17 protein-coding genes are annotated in these 16,158 nt (G+C 72.3%); 8 read left to right on the plus strand and 9 right to left on the minus strand.

The features are described from left to right. Positions 1-3: 3 nt before the first annotated feature. Positions 4-330 carry an ATP/GTP-binding protein gene (locus MRBLMG1_RS07505; protein ID WP_367821986.1) on the minus strand — a complete coding sequence of 109 codons (327 nt, stop codon included), beginning with the start codon at positions 328-330 and terminating at the stop codon, positions 4-6. A 196-nt stretch (positions 331-526) separates the two neighbouring features. Between MRBLMG1_RS07505 and MRBLMG1_RS07510 the strand changes: the two genes are divergently transcribed. Continuing rightward, on the plus strand, positions 527-1,561 hold the full coding sequence (locus MRBLMG1_RS07510) for an LLM class flavin-dependent oxidoreductase (RefSeq protein WP_367821988.1): 1,035 nt from the start codon (positions 527-529) through the stop codon (positions 1,559-1,561). 109 nt (positions 1,562-1,670) lie between these two features. On the opposite strand, the gene MRBLMG1_RS07515 is transcribed toward MRBLMG1_RS07510, so the two are convergent. Then, the gene (locus tag MRBLMG1_RS07515) at positions 1,671-2,063 is read right to left on the minus strand and encodes an SCO5389 family protein (RefSeq protein ID WP_017236120.1); all 393 of its coding nucleotides are present in this window, start codon (positions 2,061-2,063) and stop codon (positions 1,671-1,673) included. A 272-nt stretch (positions 2,064-2,335) separates the two neighbouring features. Between MRBLMG1_RS07515 and nucS the strand changes: the two genes are divergently transcribed. Continuing rightward, positions 2,336-3,007, plus strand: coding sequence for an endonuclease NucS (gene nucS, locus MRBLMG1_RS07520; RefSeq protein WP_367821990.1), 672 nt, complete (start codon positions 2,336-2,338; stop codon positions 3,005-3,007). A gap of 292 nt (positions 3,008-3,299) precedes the next feature. Here the strand turns inward: nucS and MRBLMG1_RS07525 are convergent, their stop codons facing one another. The 4 genes from MRBLMG1_RS07525 to MRBLMG1_RS07540 form a co-directional block, all read right to left on the minus strand. Further along, on the minus strand, positions 3,300-5,942 hold the full coding sequence (locus MRBLMG1_RS07525) for an ATP-binding protein (RefSeq protein ID WP_367821992.1): 2,643 nt from the start codon (positions 5,940-5,942) through the stop codon (positions 3,300-3,302). A 196-nt stretch (positions 5,943-6,138) separates the two neighbouring features. Beyond that, positions 6,139-6,462: an STAS domain-containing protein gene (locus tag MRBLMG1_RS07530; RefSeq protein ID WP_030210572.1), complete on the minus strand. Its 324-nt coding sequence runs from the start codon at positions 6,460-6,462 to the stop codon at positions 6,139-6,141. Between the two features lie 126 nt (positions 6,463-6,588). Continuing rightward, the gene (locus MRBLMG1_RS07535; protein WP_366307683.1) at positions 6,589-7,437 is read right to left on the minus strand and encodes a 3-hydroxyacyl-CoA dehydrogenase family protein; all 849 of its coding nucleotides are present in this window, start codon (positions 7,435-7,437) and stop codon (positions 6,589-6,591) included. A gap of 139 nt (positions 7,438-7,576) precedes the next feature. Then, positions 7,577-8,215, minus strand: a complete 639-nt coding sequence (locus tag MRBLMG1_RS07540) for a TetR/AcrR family transcriptional regulator (RefSeq protein WP_367821995.1) — start codon at positions 8,213-8,215, stop codon at positions 7,577-7,579. Between the two features lie 98 nt (positions 8,216-8,313). Between MRBLMG1_RS07540 and MRBLMG1_RS07545 the strand changes: the two genes are divergently transcribed. The 3 genes from MRBLMG1_RS07545 to MRBLMG1_RS07555 are packed head-to-tail and all read left to right on the plus strand — an operon-like array spanning position 8,314 to position 10,431. Beyond that, positions 8,314-9,087: an ABC transporter ATP-binding protein gene (locus MRBLMG1_RS07545; protein WP_367821996.1), complete on the plus strand. Its 774-nt coding sequence runs from the start codon at positions 8,314-8,316 to the stop codon at positions 9,085-9,087. An 8-nt stretch (positions 9,088-9,095) separates the two neighbouring features. Further along, positions 9,096-9,845: an ABC transporter permease gene (locus MRBLMG1_RS07550; RefSeq protein ID WP_367821998.1), complete on the plus strand. Its 750-nt coding sequence runs from the start codon at positions 9,096-9,098 to the stop codon at positions 9,843-9,845. A 13-nt stretch (positions 9,846-9,858) separates the two neighbouring features. Then, a complete protein-coding gene (locus MRBLMG1_RS07555) occupies positions 9,859-10,431 on the plus strand; it encodes a cob(I)yrinic acid a,c-diamide adenosyltransferase (protein ID WP_367822000.1) in 573 nt (190 codons plus the stop codon). Here the strand turns inward: MRBLMG1_RS07555 and MRBLMG1_RS07560 are convergent. Next, positions 10,348-11,019: a hypothetical protein gene (locus tag MRBLMG1_RS07560; RefSeq protein WP_367822001.1), complete on the minus strand. Its 672-nt coding sequence runs from the start codon at positions 11,017-11,019 to the stop codon at positions 10,348-10,350. The genes MRBLMG1_RS07555 and MRBLMG1_RS07560 overlap by 84 nt on opposite strands. 162 nt (positions 11,020-11,181) lie before the next feature. Between MRBLMG1_RS07560 and MRBLMG1_RS07565 the strand changes: the two genes are divergently transcribed. The 3 genes from MRBLMG1_RS07565 to MRBLMG1_RS07575 all read left to right on the plus strand — a co-directional run bounded on the left by MRBLMG1_RS07565 (position 11,182) and on the right by MRBLMG1_RS07575 (position 14,993). After that, a complete protein-coding gene (locus tag MRBLMG1_RS07565) occupies positions 11,182-12,378 on the plus strand; it encodes a sensor histidine kinase (protein ID WP_367822003.1) in 1,197 nt (398 codons plus the stop codon). Further along, positions 12,375-13,028, plus strand: coding sequence for a response regulator (locus MRBLMG1_RS07570; RefSeq protein WP_367822005.1), 654 nt, complete (start codon positions 12,375-12,377; stop codon positions 13,026-13,028). The genes MRBLMG1_RS07565 and MRBLMG1_RS07570 overlap by 4 nt, the downstream gene beginning before the upstream one ends. Positions 13,029-13,238: 210 nt before the next feature. After that, on the plus strand, positions 13,239-14,993 hold the full coding sequence (locus MRBLMG1_RS07575) for a glycosyl hydrolase family 18 protein (RefSeq protein ID WP_367822168.1): 1,755 nt from the start codon (positions 13,239-13,241) through the stop codon (positions 14,991-14,993). A 190-nt stretch (positions 14,994-15,183) separates the two neighbouring features. Here MRBLMG1_RS07575 and MRBLMG1_RS07580 read toward each other — a convergent pair whose 3' ends face one another. Beyond that, positions 15,184-15,630, minus strand: a complete 447-nt coding sequence (locus MRBLMG1_RS07580) for a DUF2550 domain-containing protein (RefSeq protein WP_367822007.1) — start codon at positions 15,628-15,630, stop codon at positions 15,184-15,186. Positions 15,631-15,776: 146 nt separating this feature from the next. Beyond that, entirely contained in the window at positions 15,777-16,151 is a 375-nt protein-coding gene (locus tag MRBLMG1_RS07585) for a F0F1 ATP synthase subunit epsilon (protein WP_366307668.1), read from the minus strand. Positions 16,152-16,158: the final 7 nt, after the last annotated feature.

Genomic DNA, 16,158 nt, shown 5'->3' on the forward strand with positions numbered 1-16,158 from the left:
CGGCTAGTACTTCGGCGCGTTACGGGACCGCTGCACCTTGCTGGTGCGGCGGTCCTTCGCGTTCCAGCAGGCCTTGTGCCAGTGGCGGCGGTCGTCCACTCCGCCGTACTCCGGCCAGGCGACCACGTGCGGGGCGCCGGACGGGATCTCCTGGTCGCAACCCGGGCAGCGGTAGCGCTTGCCGGGGGAGCTGGCGCCGGCGACGAGGCGGACGTACCACTCCTCGCCCTGCCAGGTCTCGGTGCGCTGCGCGCCGCCGTACCGGCCGCCGTGATCGCCCTGCGACTCGGGCTTCCCGCCGCCTCGGGAACGGTTGTGACGCGGGGACACGGGCACCTCACGGGGTCTGGGAACACGGACCGTTCCCTCCAGCCTACGGGCCGCGACGCGGTGCCCCGGGCCCCTCCCGGGACGGCTTAGCGGAAAATCGCAAGAACTTCATGAACGGCCGTTGCCTTTGGCACGTGCAGGACGTTGTTGCCAGTGCGGGGGGAGATACGCGTCGGCCGCAAGGAGGCAGAAGGCGATGCGCGTGGGTACGTTCGTTCTGGCCGCCCAGTTCCCGGGCCAGGGGCAAGGGGAGGCGCTGCACCGTGCGGTGCGCACCGCCGAGGTCGCCGAGGAGGCGGGGCTCGACTCCGTCTGGCTGGCCGAGCACCATTTCGTGCCGTACGGGGTGTGCCCGTCGGCCGTGACACTGGCCGCGCTGCTCCTGGGCCGCACCCGCAGACTGCGGGTCGGTACGGCGGTGAGCGTGCTGCCGAGCGTCCACCCGGTCGCCCTCGGCGAGCAGGCGGCCCTGCTGCACCTGACCTCGGGCGGCCGGTTCACCCTCGGGGTGGGCCGGGGCGGTCCCTGGGTCGACCTGGAGGTGTTCGGCTCGGGCCTCGAAGCGTACGAGCGGGGCTTCCCCGAATCGCTCGACCTGCTGCTGCGCTGGCTCACCGAGCCCAGCGTGGGCGCCCAGGGGGAACGTTTCACTTTCCGTGACGTGCCGGTGGTGCCACGGCCGGACGAGCTGATCGACGGCCCCGCCCGCCCGGAGGTGGTGGTGGCCTGCACCTCGCCGAAGAGCGTGCGGCTCGCCGCCGAGCGGGGCCTGCCGATGCTGCTCGGGATGCACTGCGGCGACGAGGACAAGGCCGAGATGGTCGCGGCCTGGGCCCGCTGCGCGCGGGAGGCCGGGCGGGACCCGGACGAGATCGCGCGCATCGGCGCCTGCCACGTCTCCGCGGGGGTGGCGCAGCTCGCGGACCGCGGTCCCGACGCGGCCGAGGCACTGGTGAAGGCGATGCCGGGCTGGCTGAGGCAGGGGCTCGACGCCCACGTCACGGTCGACGGCCGGCACCGGGCGATGCGGGACCCCGCGGCGTACACGGAGCTGCTGTGCGGGATGCACCCGGTGGGCACGCCGCGGCTCGCGGCGGACCGGCTCGCGGCGACCTCGGAGCGTACGGGCATCACGCGCTTCGCCCTGCTCGCCGAGGGCTCGGGCGACCTCGCGGCGACCGAGGAGAACGTGCGCCGGCTCGGCGCGGAGGTCCTGCCGCTCCTGGTGTGACCCCCGGCACGGCCGGGACCGTGCCGCCGCTCCGGCATCTCCTGGCGACGATGCGCGTCGGCGCGCATCGGTCGCGACCTCCCGTGATGCGGAGCGGCAGCACCATGCCTCAGCAGTCGCGGAGTTCGGGCGACTGGTTGAGAAGCTGCCCCCGTACGGATGTGAAGCGGGCGAGCCGCTCGTCCACCGCCGGGTCCAGCGGGAACACCGCCACCCGGTGGCAGTTCTGGAAGGCGAGACGCACCCCGAAGTGCCGCTGGAGCGCACCACGGATGGCGTCGCTGGCGAGCGCGCGCAGCAGCTGACCACGTGCCTGCTCATTCGGCGGCGGCGTCTGGTTGTCGGCGAACTCTCCGCCGTCGACCTTCAGCTGGGCCACCAGAGAACTGATCATCTCCCATGCGTAGGGCAGGGAGGTCCGGACGCAGTCGACGAAGTCGGCTTCGTCGACCTCGCCTCGCTCGGCCTGTTCCAACAGTGCCGGTGAGACGTCGAGCGACATGGGTTCTCCTCTCGCGACCCCGCGGACGGGGTCTTGCGGGCAGGGACGAAGGCCGGGCCGCCCGACACGCAGCGTGCACGGACGACGACCTCCAGCTTCCACGGTAAGCGCGCAGTCCTGAGCGCACCAGGAGATTGGGAACACAACCGGCTGATAACCGACGGGTGTTCGGCTCATGATCGTGCTCCGGCGCATCCCGGAGGCCGCTCGCAGCGCCCCCGGACGATGCCCGAATCGCGCGGAAGAGCGCCTGTCTTGTAGCGTTGCCGACCATGCGTCTCGTCATTGCCCGTTGCTCCGTGGACTACGCGGGCCGGCTCACGGCCCACCTGCCCTCCGCCCCCCGTCTGATCCTGGTCAAGGCAGACGGCAGCGTCTCCATCCACGCGGACGACCGGGCGTACAAACCGCTCAACTGGATGTCCCCGCCGTGCACCCTCAAGGAGGGGGTCGACGGCGAGGCGGGCGTCTGGACCGTGATCAACAAAGCGGGCGAGAAACTGATCATCACGATGGAGGAGATCCTCCACGATTCCTCACACGAACTGGGTGTCGACCCCGGCCTGATCAAGGACGGCGTCGAGGCACACCTCCAGGAGCTGCTCGCCGACCGCATCGAGACCCTCGGCGAGGGCTACACCCTGATCCGCCGCGAGTACCCCACCGCGATCGGCCCCGTGGACATCCTGTGCCGGGACTCGGACGGCGGGACGGTCGCGGTGGAGATCAAGCGCCGCGGCGAGATCGACGGCGTCGAGCAGCTGACCCGCTACCTGGAGCTGCTCAACCGCGATCCGCACCTCGCGCCGGTCAAGGGCGTCTTCGCGGCCCAGGAGATCAAGCCGCAGGCCAAGGTCCTCGCGACCGACCGCGGCATCGGCTGCGTGGTCCTCGACTACGACGCGCTGCGCGGCATCGAGGACGACAAGCTGCGGCTGTTCTAGGGCCCGTCGTCACACTCCCGTCGTCGCCCGAAGGGCTGCCCTGCGGCGTCAGGTGCGTGCTCTCGGCGTGCCGGGCACGAGTCCTCGTACTGGGCGTACTCGGGCTTGTGCCCGGTGCGGCGAGAGCGCGTGCATGGCGTCGCGGGGCAGACGGGAGTGTGACGACGGGCCCTAGGGCCTGTCGACACACTCCCGTCGTCGCCCGGAGGTCGCCGCGGCACGGAGGACGGGGACGGCCCCGGGCGCGAGGACGCGCCCGGGGCCGTTCGTCGTTCCCGTCCGCGGTACGGGGTCAGGCGGGGGTGCTCGTGGCGGACGGTCCGCCGCCGAGGGCGGACGAGGCGATGCCGACGGGGGCCCCGCTGCTGGGCGACGTGGACGTGGAGGGCGTGGACGTCGGCGTCTCGGTGGAGGGGGGCGTCGTCGACGGCGTCGTGGACGTCGTCGACGACGACGGCTTGGGCGAGGAGGGCGTCGTCGACGGCCGGGTCGGCGTCGGCCGTCCGGTCGGCGGGGTCGTGCCCGTCGACGGCGACCCGGTCGTCGCCGTCGGGCTGTCCGAAGGCGACGCGGAGTCGGACGAGCCGGGGCTCGCCGTGTCCGACGGGGACGCGCTGCCGGAGCCGGAGGGGCTCGGGGAGCCGGAGTCCGTGGGCTTGCCCGTCTCCCCCGGCTCGCCGTCGGTCGGCGGCTCGTCGCCCGAGCCGTCGGTGGTGCCGTCGTCGGGCGCCGTGGTCTCGGTGGTGACGCTGTTGGTGACGGGCACCTCGTCGTCGCCGGAGGTGACGCCGAGGGTGACGACGGTGCCGAGAACGGCGACGAGGAGGGCGCCCGCGCCGACCGCCACGAGGTTGCGGCGGGCGCCGGCGAGGAGGCCGCCCTTGAAGCCGGAGCGGCCGCCGTCTTTGGCGGCGTCGGCGTGCGTGAGGAGCGTCGGGCCCTCGTCGGCGAAGTCGGGGAACGCCGGGAACGCCGGGAACGCCGACTTCGCGGCGGCCGTGGCCCGGACCGGCCCACCCGGCAGCGGGGCCGTGGCGGCCGCCGGGCCGAGCGCGGGGCGGGTGGCGGAGGGGCCGCGCAGGGCCGGGGTGCCGCGCGGCGGGGATACGGGCTCCTCGGCGCGGGGCGCGGCCGGGGTGCCGTGCTCCCCGGCGAGGTCGGCGACGAGGGCGAGGGCCCGGCGGCCGGCGACGGTGCCGCGCTTGTCGGCGAGCACGCCGCGCATGCCGATGGAGGCCTCCAGTTCGGCGCGGGCCCGCTCCAGGTTGCCGGCGAGGATCGCGAGGACGCCCAGTTCGTGGTGGAAGTACGCCTCCTCCGCCACGTCCCCGGTGAGCCGGGCGGACTCCTGTCCGGCGCGCAGGGCCCGCTCCCAGGCGCCCCAGTGCAGCCCGGCGGCGAAGGCGGGCGCGGCGGCGCGGGCGAGGAGGACGGCGGTGGCCCGGCGCTCCGCGTCGTCGGTGGTGCCGGAAGCCGCGCCGGTGCCGGAAGCCGCGCCGGTGCCGGAGGCCGTGCCGGAGACGAGGGCGGTGAGGGCGGCGAGCAGCGCGTCGGACTCGGCGGCGGCGCGGTCGGGGGTGACCGAGGGGTGGGCGGCCCACCAGGCGTAGTGCTGGGCGGCGGTGTGGGCGCGGTCGGCGGCCCCGTGCTCGTACCCGTGGGCGAGGAGCTGGGTGAGGACGCCGGCGGCGAGCCGGTAGCGGGGGCCGACCGGGGAGAGCAGGCCGCAGGCGACGAGTTCGCCGAGGGCGGCGTCGGCGTGGGTGTCGCCGACGAGGGCGGGCAGGTGGGCCTGGTGCGGGAGCTCGCCGCCGAGGGCGACGGCGAACCGCAGGGTGGCCTGGGCGGAGCGGCTGAGGCGGGAGGCGAGGAGGGCCGCGGGGGCGGCGCCCTCGCCGAGGCTCGGCAGAGGTATGTCGCGCAGTTCGACGTCGGGGTCGTCGATGCCGTCGAAGGCCGCGGCGGCGACGGCCGCGGCCGCTTCGGGGTCGGTGGGCCCGAAGGCCTCTTCGAGGGCGCCGAAGGCGTCGAACTCGGCCGGGGTGACCCGCAGCCGGTCGCGCTGCCGCAGGAGGGCGCCGGCCTGGACGAAGCGCAGGGGCAGTCCCTCGGACTCGAACCACAGGTCGCCGGCCCAGTTGGCCTCGTCGTCGGTGAGGGTGCGGCCGGTGGCGCTCTCCAGGAGCTTGAGGGCGGCGCCGCGGCCGAGGCCGTCGAGGTGGAGTTCCTCGATGGGGGCGTCGGCCGTGGGGGCGGGCGCGTCGGGTCCCGCGGCGAACAGGAAGGCGCATTCGGGGGCCGCGTCGAGGAGCTCGTCGAGGGCGGCGCCGCCGAACTCCAGGTCGTCCACGACGACGACGGCGCCGATGTCGCGGACCAGGTCGCGGAGGGTGTCCCGGTCGGGCCGCTGGTCGGGGGCGTACCGGACGGCGGTGAAGAGCTCGTGGAGGAGTTCGGTGGCGGTGCGGTGGCGGCCGGAGAGCCGCACGACGCCGTCGGGGGCGAGCTCCGCGCAGTCGGCGGCGACCGCGTCGAGGAGGGCGGTGCGGCCGGATCCCGCGGGGCCGGTGAGCCGGGCGGAGCGGCCTCGGGTGATGATCCCGGTGAGCTGTTCGCGCTGCTCCCGCCGTTCGAGCAGGGGCAGTGCGGGTGCTGCGGGGCCGGCCGGGACGGGCGGGGCGGCGGCGCGGGCGGCCTCGGCGCGCTCCTCGGCGGTGCGGGGACGGGGGGTCGCGGGTTCGCGTCCCGGCGGGCAGGGTTCGATCTCGCTGCCGTCGACGGGGTTGACGGTGAGGAGCAGTCCGCCGGAGACGAGCTGGACGACGCGGGCGCGCGCGGGGGCGGGCGCGGGCGCGGGCACGCCGCGGCCCTGGCGGGTCTCGTCACCCTCGGTGTCGTGCCCGTACTCCTCCGACCCACGGTTGATCGGGTCCATGGTGCAAGCCCCCAAGAAGCGGTGTCCGGTTGCCCGCCGGATGGGTCCGTCAATGTGCAGGCGACCGAACCCTAGACCGTGGTCAGGCGCTCGGGAACAGGCGGGGTGCCCCGGAGACCAAGACGTCACGGTCTTGTGAGGATTGAGCGTGACGCCTGGTTCACACAGCTGCTTCACAGCGGGGGCGGCCCCGGGATCACACCCGGGGCAGGGACTCCAGGGCGAGGCCGCCCTCGATGGCGAGGATGCGGTGCAGTCGGGTGGCGACGAGGAGCCGCTGCATCTGGGGCGGCACACCGCGCAGGACGAGCCGCCGGCCGCAGCGGCCGGCCCGCCGGTGGGCGCCCATGATGACGCCGAGCCCGGTCGCGTCCCAGGAGTCGAGGCCGGTCAGGTCCAGCACCAGGTCGCCGACTCCGTCGTCGACCGCCGAGTGCAGGACCGTACGGGCGTCCGCCGCGCTGCGGACGTCGAGGCGGCCCCCGACGACCAGCTCGACATGGTCGCCCCTGATGTGCATATGCGCTCCCCGAGAGTGCTCCGTCTTCGCAACAACTGACTGCCGCACCGGCAGATACGTTGCGCCTTGTCAGCGAACCGACACCGAAATTCACCCCACGGGGTGAGACGGGGTGGCGGGTCCCGCTCAGTACTTGTAGAAGCCCTGCCCGCTCTTGCGGCCGATGTCACCCGCGTCCACCATCCGGCGCATCAGCTCCGGCGGCGCGAACTTCTCGTCCTGGGACTCCGTGTAGATGTTGTTGGCCGCGTTCACCAGGATGTCGATGCCGGTGAGGTCGGCGGTGGTGAGCGGGCCCATGGCGTGGCCGAAGCCGAGCTTGCAGGCGATGTCGATGTCCTCGGCGGAGGCGACGCCCGACTCGTGGAGCTTGGCGGCCTCGACGACGAGGGCGGCGATGAGCCGGGTGGTGACGAAGCCGGCGACGTCGCGGTTGACGACGATGCAGGTCTTGCCGACGGACTCGGCGAACTCGCGCGCGGTGGCGAGGGTGGCGTCGCTCGTCTTGTAGCCGCGGACGAGCTCGCAGAGCTGCATCATCGGGACGGGCGAGAAGAAGTGGGTGCCGACGACGGCCTCGGGGCGCTCGGTCACCGCGGCGATCTTGGTGATCGGGATCGCGGAGGTGTTGGAGGCGAGGACGGCGCCGTCCTTGGCGACCTTGTCGAGCGAGCGGAAGATCTCGTGCTTGACGTCGAGGTTCTCGAAGACGGCCTCGACGACGATGTCGGCGTCGGCGACGGCTTCGAGCTCGGTGGTGGCGGTGATCCGGCCGAGGGCGGCCTCGGCGTCGGCGGCGTCCAGCTTGCCCTTGGCGACGAACCGGTCGTACGACGCCTTGATGCCGTCGGTACCGCGGGTCAGCGCGGCGTCGGTGACGTCACGCAGGACGACGTCCCACCCGGCCTGTGCCGAGACCTGCGCGATGCCGGATCCCATGAGTCCGGCCCCGATGACGGCGAGCTTCCTGGCCACGATCTTCCACCCCTCAACACCTGTTCACGTCTGGCTCTTCGGCGGAGATTAGCGGTCGCGGGGCGTCATGTGACCGCTAAGTAATGCGCGTCACGCCCTCTTTGACGGACGTCACACTCGCGACACCCCTTACGGGGCGTCAGGCCTCCCGCACGGCGTACGTCAGGACCTTGTCGCTCAGCACGTCCTCGATCTCGTCGAGGAGGACGAGGGCTTCGCGGGAGACGGTGGTCGCCTTGCGTCCGGCGGTCATCTCGCCGGTGATGTAGCCGACGACGGTGTTCTCGATCCAGGCGAGCTGGCCCCCGACGAGCAGCGGCAGCGGGTCGTCGGGGGCCGCGCCGGTCTCGTCCCGCAGGGTGGTCACGACGGCGTCCTGGACCTGGTCCCGCAGGTGGAAGAGGCGGGCCTTGAGGGTGGGCGCGTGCTCGATGACGTTCATGAAGGCGTCGAAGCCGTCCATGAGTCCGTAGGCGGGCGAGACGGCCCCGATGTCCTGGCGGAGTGCGCGCAGGACGGCCTGGGCGGCCGACTCCCCCCGGTCGCGGCCGCGGATCATCCGGGCGAGGCGCTGGGTGACGCCGTCCAGCCGGTCGAGGAAGAGGTCCTCCTTGGCCGGAAAGTAGTTGTAGACGGTGTTGACGGAGACGTCCGCCGCCTCGGCGATGTCGGCGACGGTGACGCTCACGAAGCCGTGCTCCAGGAAGAGCCCCGTCGCGATGTCCGAGATGCGCTGCTTCGTCTCGCGCTTCTTGCGTTCTCTGAGTCCCTCGGCCATGCCCCCATCCTAGGCAATCCTAGGATCCCTGAAATTTCGGAGCCACTGAATTTTTGGTGGCGTTGCAAAAATGCAGTGACTCTGTTTTTCTGGTCGGCATGCCCATCATCAGCACGGCCGGGCTCGCCCGGACCTTCCCCTCCAAGAGCGGCCCCGTCGAGGCCGTCCGCGGCATCGACCTGACCGTCCGGCCCGGCGAGATCGTCGGACTGCTCGGCCCCAACGGCGCCGGCAAGACGACCACCCTGCGCATGCTCACGACACTCCTCGCACCCACCGGCGGAGCCGCCACCGTCGCCGGCCACGACCTCCTGAAGGACCCCGCCGCCGTACGCCGCCGCATCGGGTACGTCGCCCAGTCCGGCGGCCTCGACCCCCAGGAGACCGTCCGCTCCGAGCTCGTCACCCAGGCCCGGCTGTACGGGATGCCCCGGGCACGCGCGGCGGCACGCGCCGAGGAGCTCGCGGCGGACCTCGGCCTCACCGAGCTCCTCGACCGGCGGACCCCGGCGCTCTCCGGCGGTCAGCGCCGCCGGCTCGACCTCGCGATGGGCCTCACCCACCGGCCGGAGCTCCTCTTCCTCGACGAGCCGACGACCGGTCTCGACCCCGGCAGCCGCACCGACCTGTGGGCGCTGGTCCGGCGGCTGCGCGACGCGCACGGCACCACCGTCGTGCTCACCACCCACTACCTGGACGAGGCGGACGCCCTCGCCGACCGGCTCGTGATCGTCGACCGGGGCACGGTCGTCGCCGAGGGCAGCCCCGCCGCCCTCAAGGCCGCGCACGGCGCGACCACCCTCCAGGAGGCGTTCCTCGCCGTCACCGGGCGCGGCCCGGCCCCCGTCGACACCACCCCCGTAGCCGTCTAGGACCCCTGATGCTTCTCCACGACACCGCGCTCGTCTTCGGGCGCTACGCGCGCCAGACCCTGCGCTCCCCGTTCCAGATCTTCTTCGGCGTGCTGATGCCGCTGCTCTACCTCCTCTTCTTCGGGCCGCTGCTCACCGGTCTCCCGCTGGGCCGCGAGGGCGACTCCTGGCAGATCCTCGTCCCCGGCCTGTTGCTCCAACTGGGCCTGTTCGGAGCCTCGTTCGCCGGATTCTCGATCATCATGGAGAAGGGCTGGGGGGTCTTCGACCGGATGCGGGTCACCCCGGTGAGCCGACTCGCCCTGCTCCTCGGCCGGGTCCTGCGGGACGCCGCGCTCTTCGTCTTCCAGGCGGTCCTGCTCGTCCTGGCCGCCGTCCCGATGGGCCTGCGGGCGCCGGTCGCCGGGGTCCTGATCGGCTTCGGCTTCGTGGCCCTGCTGTCCGCGGCGCTCGCCTCGCTCTCGTACACGCTGGCGCTGAAGCTCCCCAGCCCGCAGGAGTTCGGCCCCGCGGTCAACACGCTCGCCATGCCCGCGATGCTGCTGTCGGGCCTGATGCTGCCGATGGCCCTCGCCCCCGGGTGGCTGGACGTGCTCTCCCGCCTGATGCCGTTCCGCTATCTGGTGGACGCGGTCCGGGAGGCGTACATCGGCCACTACACGACGCCGACCATGCTGAACGGGGTGTTCGTCGCCCTCGCCGTGACGGCGCTCGCCGTGACGGTCGGCACACGGACGTTCCGGAGCGCCGGCGGCTAACTAGGCTGGTCGCATGGTCAATCTGACGCGCATCTACACCCGTACCGGCGACCAGGGCACCACGGCCCTCGGCGACATGAGCAGGACCGCCAAGACGGATCTGCGGATCTCGGCGTACGCGGACGCCAACGAGGCCAACGCCGCCATCGGCACGGCCGTCGCCCTCGGGCAGCTCGACGAAGCCGTCGTGAAGGTCCTCGTCCGCGTCCAGAACGACCTCTTCGACGTCGGCGCGGACCTCTGCACCCCGGTGGTGGAGGACCCGAAGTACCCGCCGCTCCGCGTCGAGCAGTCGTACGTCGACAAGCTGGAGGCCGACTGCGACCTCTTCCTCGAGGACCTGGAGAAGCTGCGCTCCTTCATCCTGCCGGGCGGCACGCCCGGTGCGGCGCTGCTGCACCAGGCGTGCACGGTGGTCCGGCGGGCGGAGCGCTCCACCTGGGCGGCCCTCGAAGTCCACGGCGAGACGATGAACGCCCTGACCGCGACCTACCTCAACCGGCTATCGGATCTGCTCTTCATCCTCGCGCGGACCGCGAACAAGGAGGTCGGGGACGTGCTCTGGGTCCCGGGCGGGGACCGCTGAGCCGCTGTCCGCACCGTCCCCCCGGTCCTTTCCCGGGTCCTTTCCCGGCTCCCTTCCCGGGTCCTTCTTCGGCCAGATCGCGTAGCTGAGCGCGATCAGGCCGTGGATGCCGACCGCCCGCCAGGCGACGAAGATCCAGCTCCGCAGCGACTCGGTGCTCCCGTCACCGCCGACGTACCCGATCGCGAGGAGCAGCAGGCCGGAGGCGACGGCCGCGGCGACGACCGAGCCCAGCCAGACCCGGCCCTCGTGGCGGGCGCGCGCCATGCCGTACCGCGGGGGCCCGGCGGGCGGCGGGGCACCGCCGAAGCGGTGGGCGGCGTGGCCGTCGAGCCACTTCACGGTCCGGTGGCCGTGGCCGACGGTGTAGCCGATGTAGAGGGCGGCGAGGCCGTGCTTCCAGCTGGGGTCGGCGCCGTTCTTGAGGTCGACGGCGGTGACGACCAGGAGCAGCACCTCCAGGAGCGGCTCGCACAGGAGCAGCGCCATGCCCGTCCGGGGCATCCTCAGGAGGTAGCGGGTGGCGAGGCCGGCGGCCAGCAGAACCCAGAAACCGACCTCGCAGACGACGATCAGCGTGACGATCACGACGGTTCCCCTTTCGGTTCCCCTTCAGCGTCCCGTGGGACCGGGCCCGCTTCGTCGTCGCCGGTGACGAAGTCCGTCTACATCCTTCGACGGAGTCCGGCGCCGCCACGGATCGGCCCTGACGAGGAGGTCCCGGCCGCCGCAGGCGTGTTGGATGAGTACGTGACGCTCCCCCGCCCGCACCGCACCGACCTGCTCATCGCCCTCGCGGGGCTCGCCTGCGGGCTGCTGCTGTGGTCGTTCGGTCTCTACACGACGGGCGACCGCCTCTTCGACGCGCGGTGGGCCCCGCTGGTCCCGCTCGTGGTGATGGCCGCGATGGAGGCGGTGCGCCGGACGCTGCCGATGACCGCGCTGAACGTCGGCACGCTCGCCATCGCGGCGGACCAGTTCACCCACGGGAACCTGGCCACGGTCCTGATGTTCACGGACGTGGTCTACGCGGCCGTGGTGTACGGCACGCCCGCCTCCGCCCGCCGCATCCCGTACACCACGGCGCTCGTCACCATCGGCGTGACGGTCGGCTTCCTCGTCTGGTGGCAGAACGCGATCGCCCTCCTCGTCGGCGTGATCACGGGCATGGTCTCCTTCCTGCCCGCCGTGACCGGCGCCGTCGTCCGCAACCACCGGGACGCGGCGGAGGCCGCCCGGCTGCGGGCCGGACAGACGGCGCTGCTCGCCGAGATGGACCGGGCCCAGGCGGTGGTGGCCGAGCGGGCCCGGATGGCACGCGAGCTCCACGACATGGTGGCGAACCACCTCTCGGCCATCGCCATCCACTCCACGGCGGCGCTCTCGCTCGACGAGCCGGCCACCACCCGGCAGGCCCTGACCGTGATCCGGGAGAACAGCGTGGCGGGTCTGGCGGAGATGCGGCGGCTGATCGGCCTGCTCCGGGACAGCAGCGGGGACACCGAGCCGGCCGCCGCGCCCACGCTCGCCGGGGTGGACGCCCTGATCGCCCAGGCGCGCGCCAACGGCGGGCCGAGCGGCCTGGCGTTCGCCCTGGTCGACACCCGGGAGAGCACGACCGCGCTGCCGGCGCCGGTGGAGCTGGCCGCGTACCGGATCGTGCAGGAGTCCCTGACGAACGCCCTCAAGCACGCGGCGCCGGGCGAGGTCCGGGTCTCCCTCGCGCGGGAGCCCGCGGCGCTGACGGTCGAGGTGACGAGCCCGCGCGGGGAGCGCCCGGGTCCGACCGCGCCGGGCTCCGGGGCCGGCCTGGTGGGGATGCGGGAACGGGTGGTCCTGCTCGGCGGGGTCTTCGAGGCGGGTCCGGCGACGGACGACGAGGGAAGCGAACGATGGCGGGTACGGGCGGAACTGCCGGTGGCCGCGAGCGACGAGGAGCGGGTGTGACGGTGCGGGTGGTGGTCGCCGAGGACCAGTCGGCGGTACGGGCGGGGCTCGTGCTCATCCTGGGCAGCGCCCCGGACATCGAGGTGGTCGGGGAGGCGGCGGACGGCGAGCGGGCGGTCGAGCTGGCGCGTGAGCTGCGCCCCGACCTGGTCCTCATGGACGTGCAGATGCCCCGGATGGACGGGGTGACGGCGACCGGGATCGTGGTGGCGGAGGGCCTGGCGGACGTCCTGGTCCTGACGACCTTCGATCTGGACGAGTACGTGTTCGGGGCGCTGCGCGCGGGGGCGGCCGGCTTCCTGCTGAAGAACGCGGACGCGCGCGAACTGATCGAGGCGGTAAGGACGGTGGCGCGCGGCGAGGGCCTGATCGCCCCGGCGGTGACCCGGCGGCTCCTCGCGGAGTTCGCCGCGTCCGGCCGCCCGGCGCGGGCGTCGCGGGGCACCGACCCGGCCGTCCTCGACGCGTTGACGCCCCGGGAGCGGGAGGTGCTCTCGGCGCTGGGCGGCGGCTTGTCGAACGCGGAGATCGCGGTACGGCTCGACATGGCGGAGGCGACGGTCAAGACGCACGTCAGCAAGGTGCTCGGGAAGCTGGAGCTGCGGAGCAGGGTCCAAGCGGCCGTCCTAGCACAGGAGTTGGGCGTCTAGAGGGAGATTGCCGACGTTGGTCTGGACCTCTTGACGATTGGTCCAGACCTTCCTACGCTCGCGGGGCGCGCGCATCTTCACGGACCACCCCCACCTTGTCCGTCCGCAACTTGAGGAGCACCGTTGAGCACTCAAGCACCGACGCGCAGATCAGGGTTCAGACGCCGGACCGCCGCCGGCCTGACCGCCCTGATCCTGCCGCTGGCCGCCATGGTCGGCCTCGCCACCCCCGCCGAAGCGGCCACCTCGGCCACGGCGACCTACACGAAGACGTCCGACTGGGGCACCGGCTTCGGCGCCAACTGGACCATCAAGAACACCGGCACCACCACCATCAGCTCCTGGACCGTCGAGTGGGACTACCCCACCGGCACCTCGGTCACCTCCGCCTGGGACGCCACCGTCACCAGCGCCGGCACCCACTGGACCGCCAAGAACGTCGGCTGGAACGGCACCCTCGCGCCCGGCGCCTCCGTCTCCTTCGGCTACAACGGCGCGGGCCCTGGCGCACCCACCGGCTGTAAGATCAACGGCGCCCAGTGCGACGGCAGCCAGCCCGGCGACCTGCCGCCGTCGGCCCCCGGCACCCCGGTCGCCTCGAACATCACCGACACCTCGGTGAAGCTGACCTGGACCCCCGCCACCGACGACAAGGGCATCAAGAACTACGACGTCCTGCGCGACGGCACCAAGGTCACCAGCACGACCGGCCTGACCTACACCGACCAGGGTCTGACCGCGGGCACCGACTACAACTACACGGTCGTCGCCCACGACACCATCGACCAGATCGGCCCGGCCGCCGGACCGACCCCGGTCCACACCACCGGCGGCGGGGGCGGCGACCCCGGCCCCCACGTGAAGATGGGCTACTTCACCAACTGGGGCGTCTACGGGCGCAACTACCACGTGAAGAACATCGTGACCTCGGGCTCCGCGTCCAAGATCACCCACATCAACTACGCGTTCGGCAACGTCCAGGGCGGCAAGTGCACCATCGGTGACGCCTACGCCGACTACGACAAGGCCTACACCGCCGACCAGTCCGTCGACGGCGTCGCCGACACCTGGGACCAGCCGCTGCGCGGCAACTTCAACCAGCTCCGCAAGCTGAAGAAGGCGTACCCGAACATCAAGGTCCTGTGGTCCTTCGGCGGCTGGACCTGGTCCGGCGGCTTCGGCCAGGCCGTGCAGAACCCGACCGCCTTCGCCCAGTCCTGCTACGACCTGGTCGAGGACCCGCGCTGGGCCGACGTCTTCGACGGCATCGACCTGGACTGGGAGTACCCGAACGCCTGCGGTCTCTCCTGCGACACCAGCGGCGCCGCCTCCTTCAAGAGCATGATGCAGGCCATGCGCGCCAAGTTCGGTGCCAACAACCTGGTCACCGCGGCCGTCACGGCCGACGCCTCCACCGGCGGCAAGATCGACGCCGCCGACTACGCGGGCGCCGCACCGTACATGAACTGGTTCAACGTCATGACGTACGACTTCTTCGGCGCCTGGGCGGCGAAGGGTCCGACGGCCCCGCACTCCCCGCTCACCTCGTACGCCGGCATCCCGCAGGCGGGCTTCAACTCCGCCGAGGCGATCGCCAAGTTCAAGGCGAAGGGCGTCCCCGCGAGCAAGCTCCTCCTCGGCATCGGCTTCTACGGCCGCGGCTGGACCGGCGTCACCCAGTCCGCCCCCGGCGGCACGGCCACCGGCCCGGCGCAGGGCACGTACGAGCAGGGCATCGAGGACTACAAGGTCCTCAAGAACTCCTGCCCGGCCAACGGCACCGTCGCGGGCACGGCGTACGCCCACTGCGGCACCAACTGGTGGAGCTACGACACCCCCGCCACCGTGAACTCGAAGATGAGCTGGGCCAAGAACCAGGGCCTCGGCGGCGCCTTCTTCTGGGAGTTCAGCGGTGACACCGGCAACGGCGAACTCGTCGGCGCCATCAACACCGGCCTGAACTAGCCCCTCCCGGGAAACGCCGAAGCGGGGGACGGTGCAACACACCGTCCCCCGCTTCACTCGCACTAAGCGACATTCACCCTCCCCCAGACTCCGTCCGGGGGGACCCCCATTCAACGGGAGGGGAATCTAAGCGACATTCACCCTCCCCCAGACTCCGTCCGGGGGGACCCCCATTCAACGGGAGGGGAATCTAAGCGACATTCACCCGTTGCCCTGGAGGCGCCGCCTCCAGCCAGGCCATGAAACCGGTCCGGGCGTCCTCGCTCATCGCGAGCTCCAGACGCACGCCCTCGTACATACAGGGCTGGATCACCGCGTCGGAGAGCAGCGCGAGCTCCTCCTCGCCCTCCGGCATCCGGCGCTCCAGCGCCACGATGGACGAACGCTCCAGGACACGGCGCGGACGGGGCGCGTACGAGAAGACACGGAACCAGGCGATCTCGTCACCGCTGTAGCGGGCGACGCCGTACACCCAGCCCTTGCCGGTCAGATCCGGTTCGTCGGGCACGTCCCAGCGCAGGGAGCAGTCGAAGGTGCCGCCGGCACGCTGGATCAGTCTCCGGCGCAAGCCGAAGACGAAGAGCCCGATCACCACCAGTGCGACGACCAGGCCGCACACGAGCAGAGCGAGGAACATCTTCACCGACCTCCTCGCTGCGTCCCGTGGCCGACACGGCCGGCCGAACCGAATACAACCTGCATATGCATCGCCTCAGCCGCGGCACGGTCCGGAAAATTCCGGACCGTGCCGCGGCTGAGGGCACTACCAGTCGGCGCGGACCGTCAGCGGACCGACACCGCGCGCAGCCGGACCTCGGCGCGGCGCTCGGCGGCGCCGTCCTCGTCCGTCTTCGCACGCTCCAGCGCACGCTCGGCGCGCTGGGCGTCGATCTCGTCCGCCAGCTCGCAGATCTCCGCGAGCAGAGACAGCTTGTCGTCGGCGAACGAGATGAATCCGCCGTGGACGGCGGCGACGACAGTGCCGCCCTCGCTCGTACGGATGGTCACCGGGCCCGACTCCAGCACACCGAGCAGCGGCTGGTGGCCGGGCATGACGCCGATGTCGCCGGAGGTGGTACGCGCGATGACCAAGGTGGCCTCGCCGGACCAGACACTCCGGTCCGCGGCGACCAGCTCGACGTGCAGCTCAGCTGCCAAGGGTGGC

Origin of the sequence: Streptomyces sp. LMG1-1-1.1, from assembly GCF_040815545.1 — a bacterium.
In the GTDB taxonomy this organism is placed as follows: Bacteria; Actinomycetota; Actinomycetes; order Streptomycetales; family Streptomycetaceae; genus Streptomyces.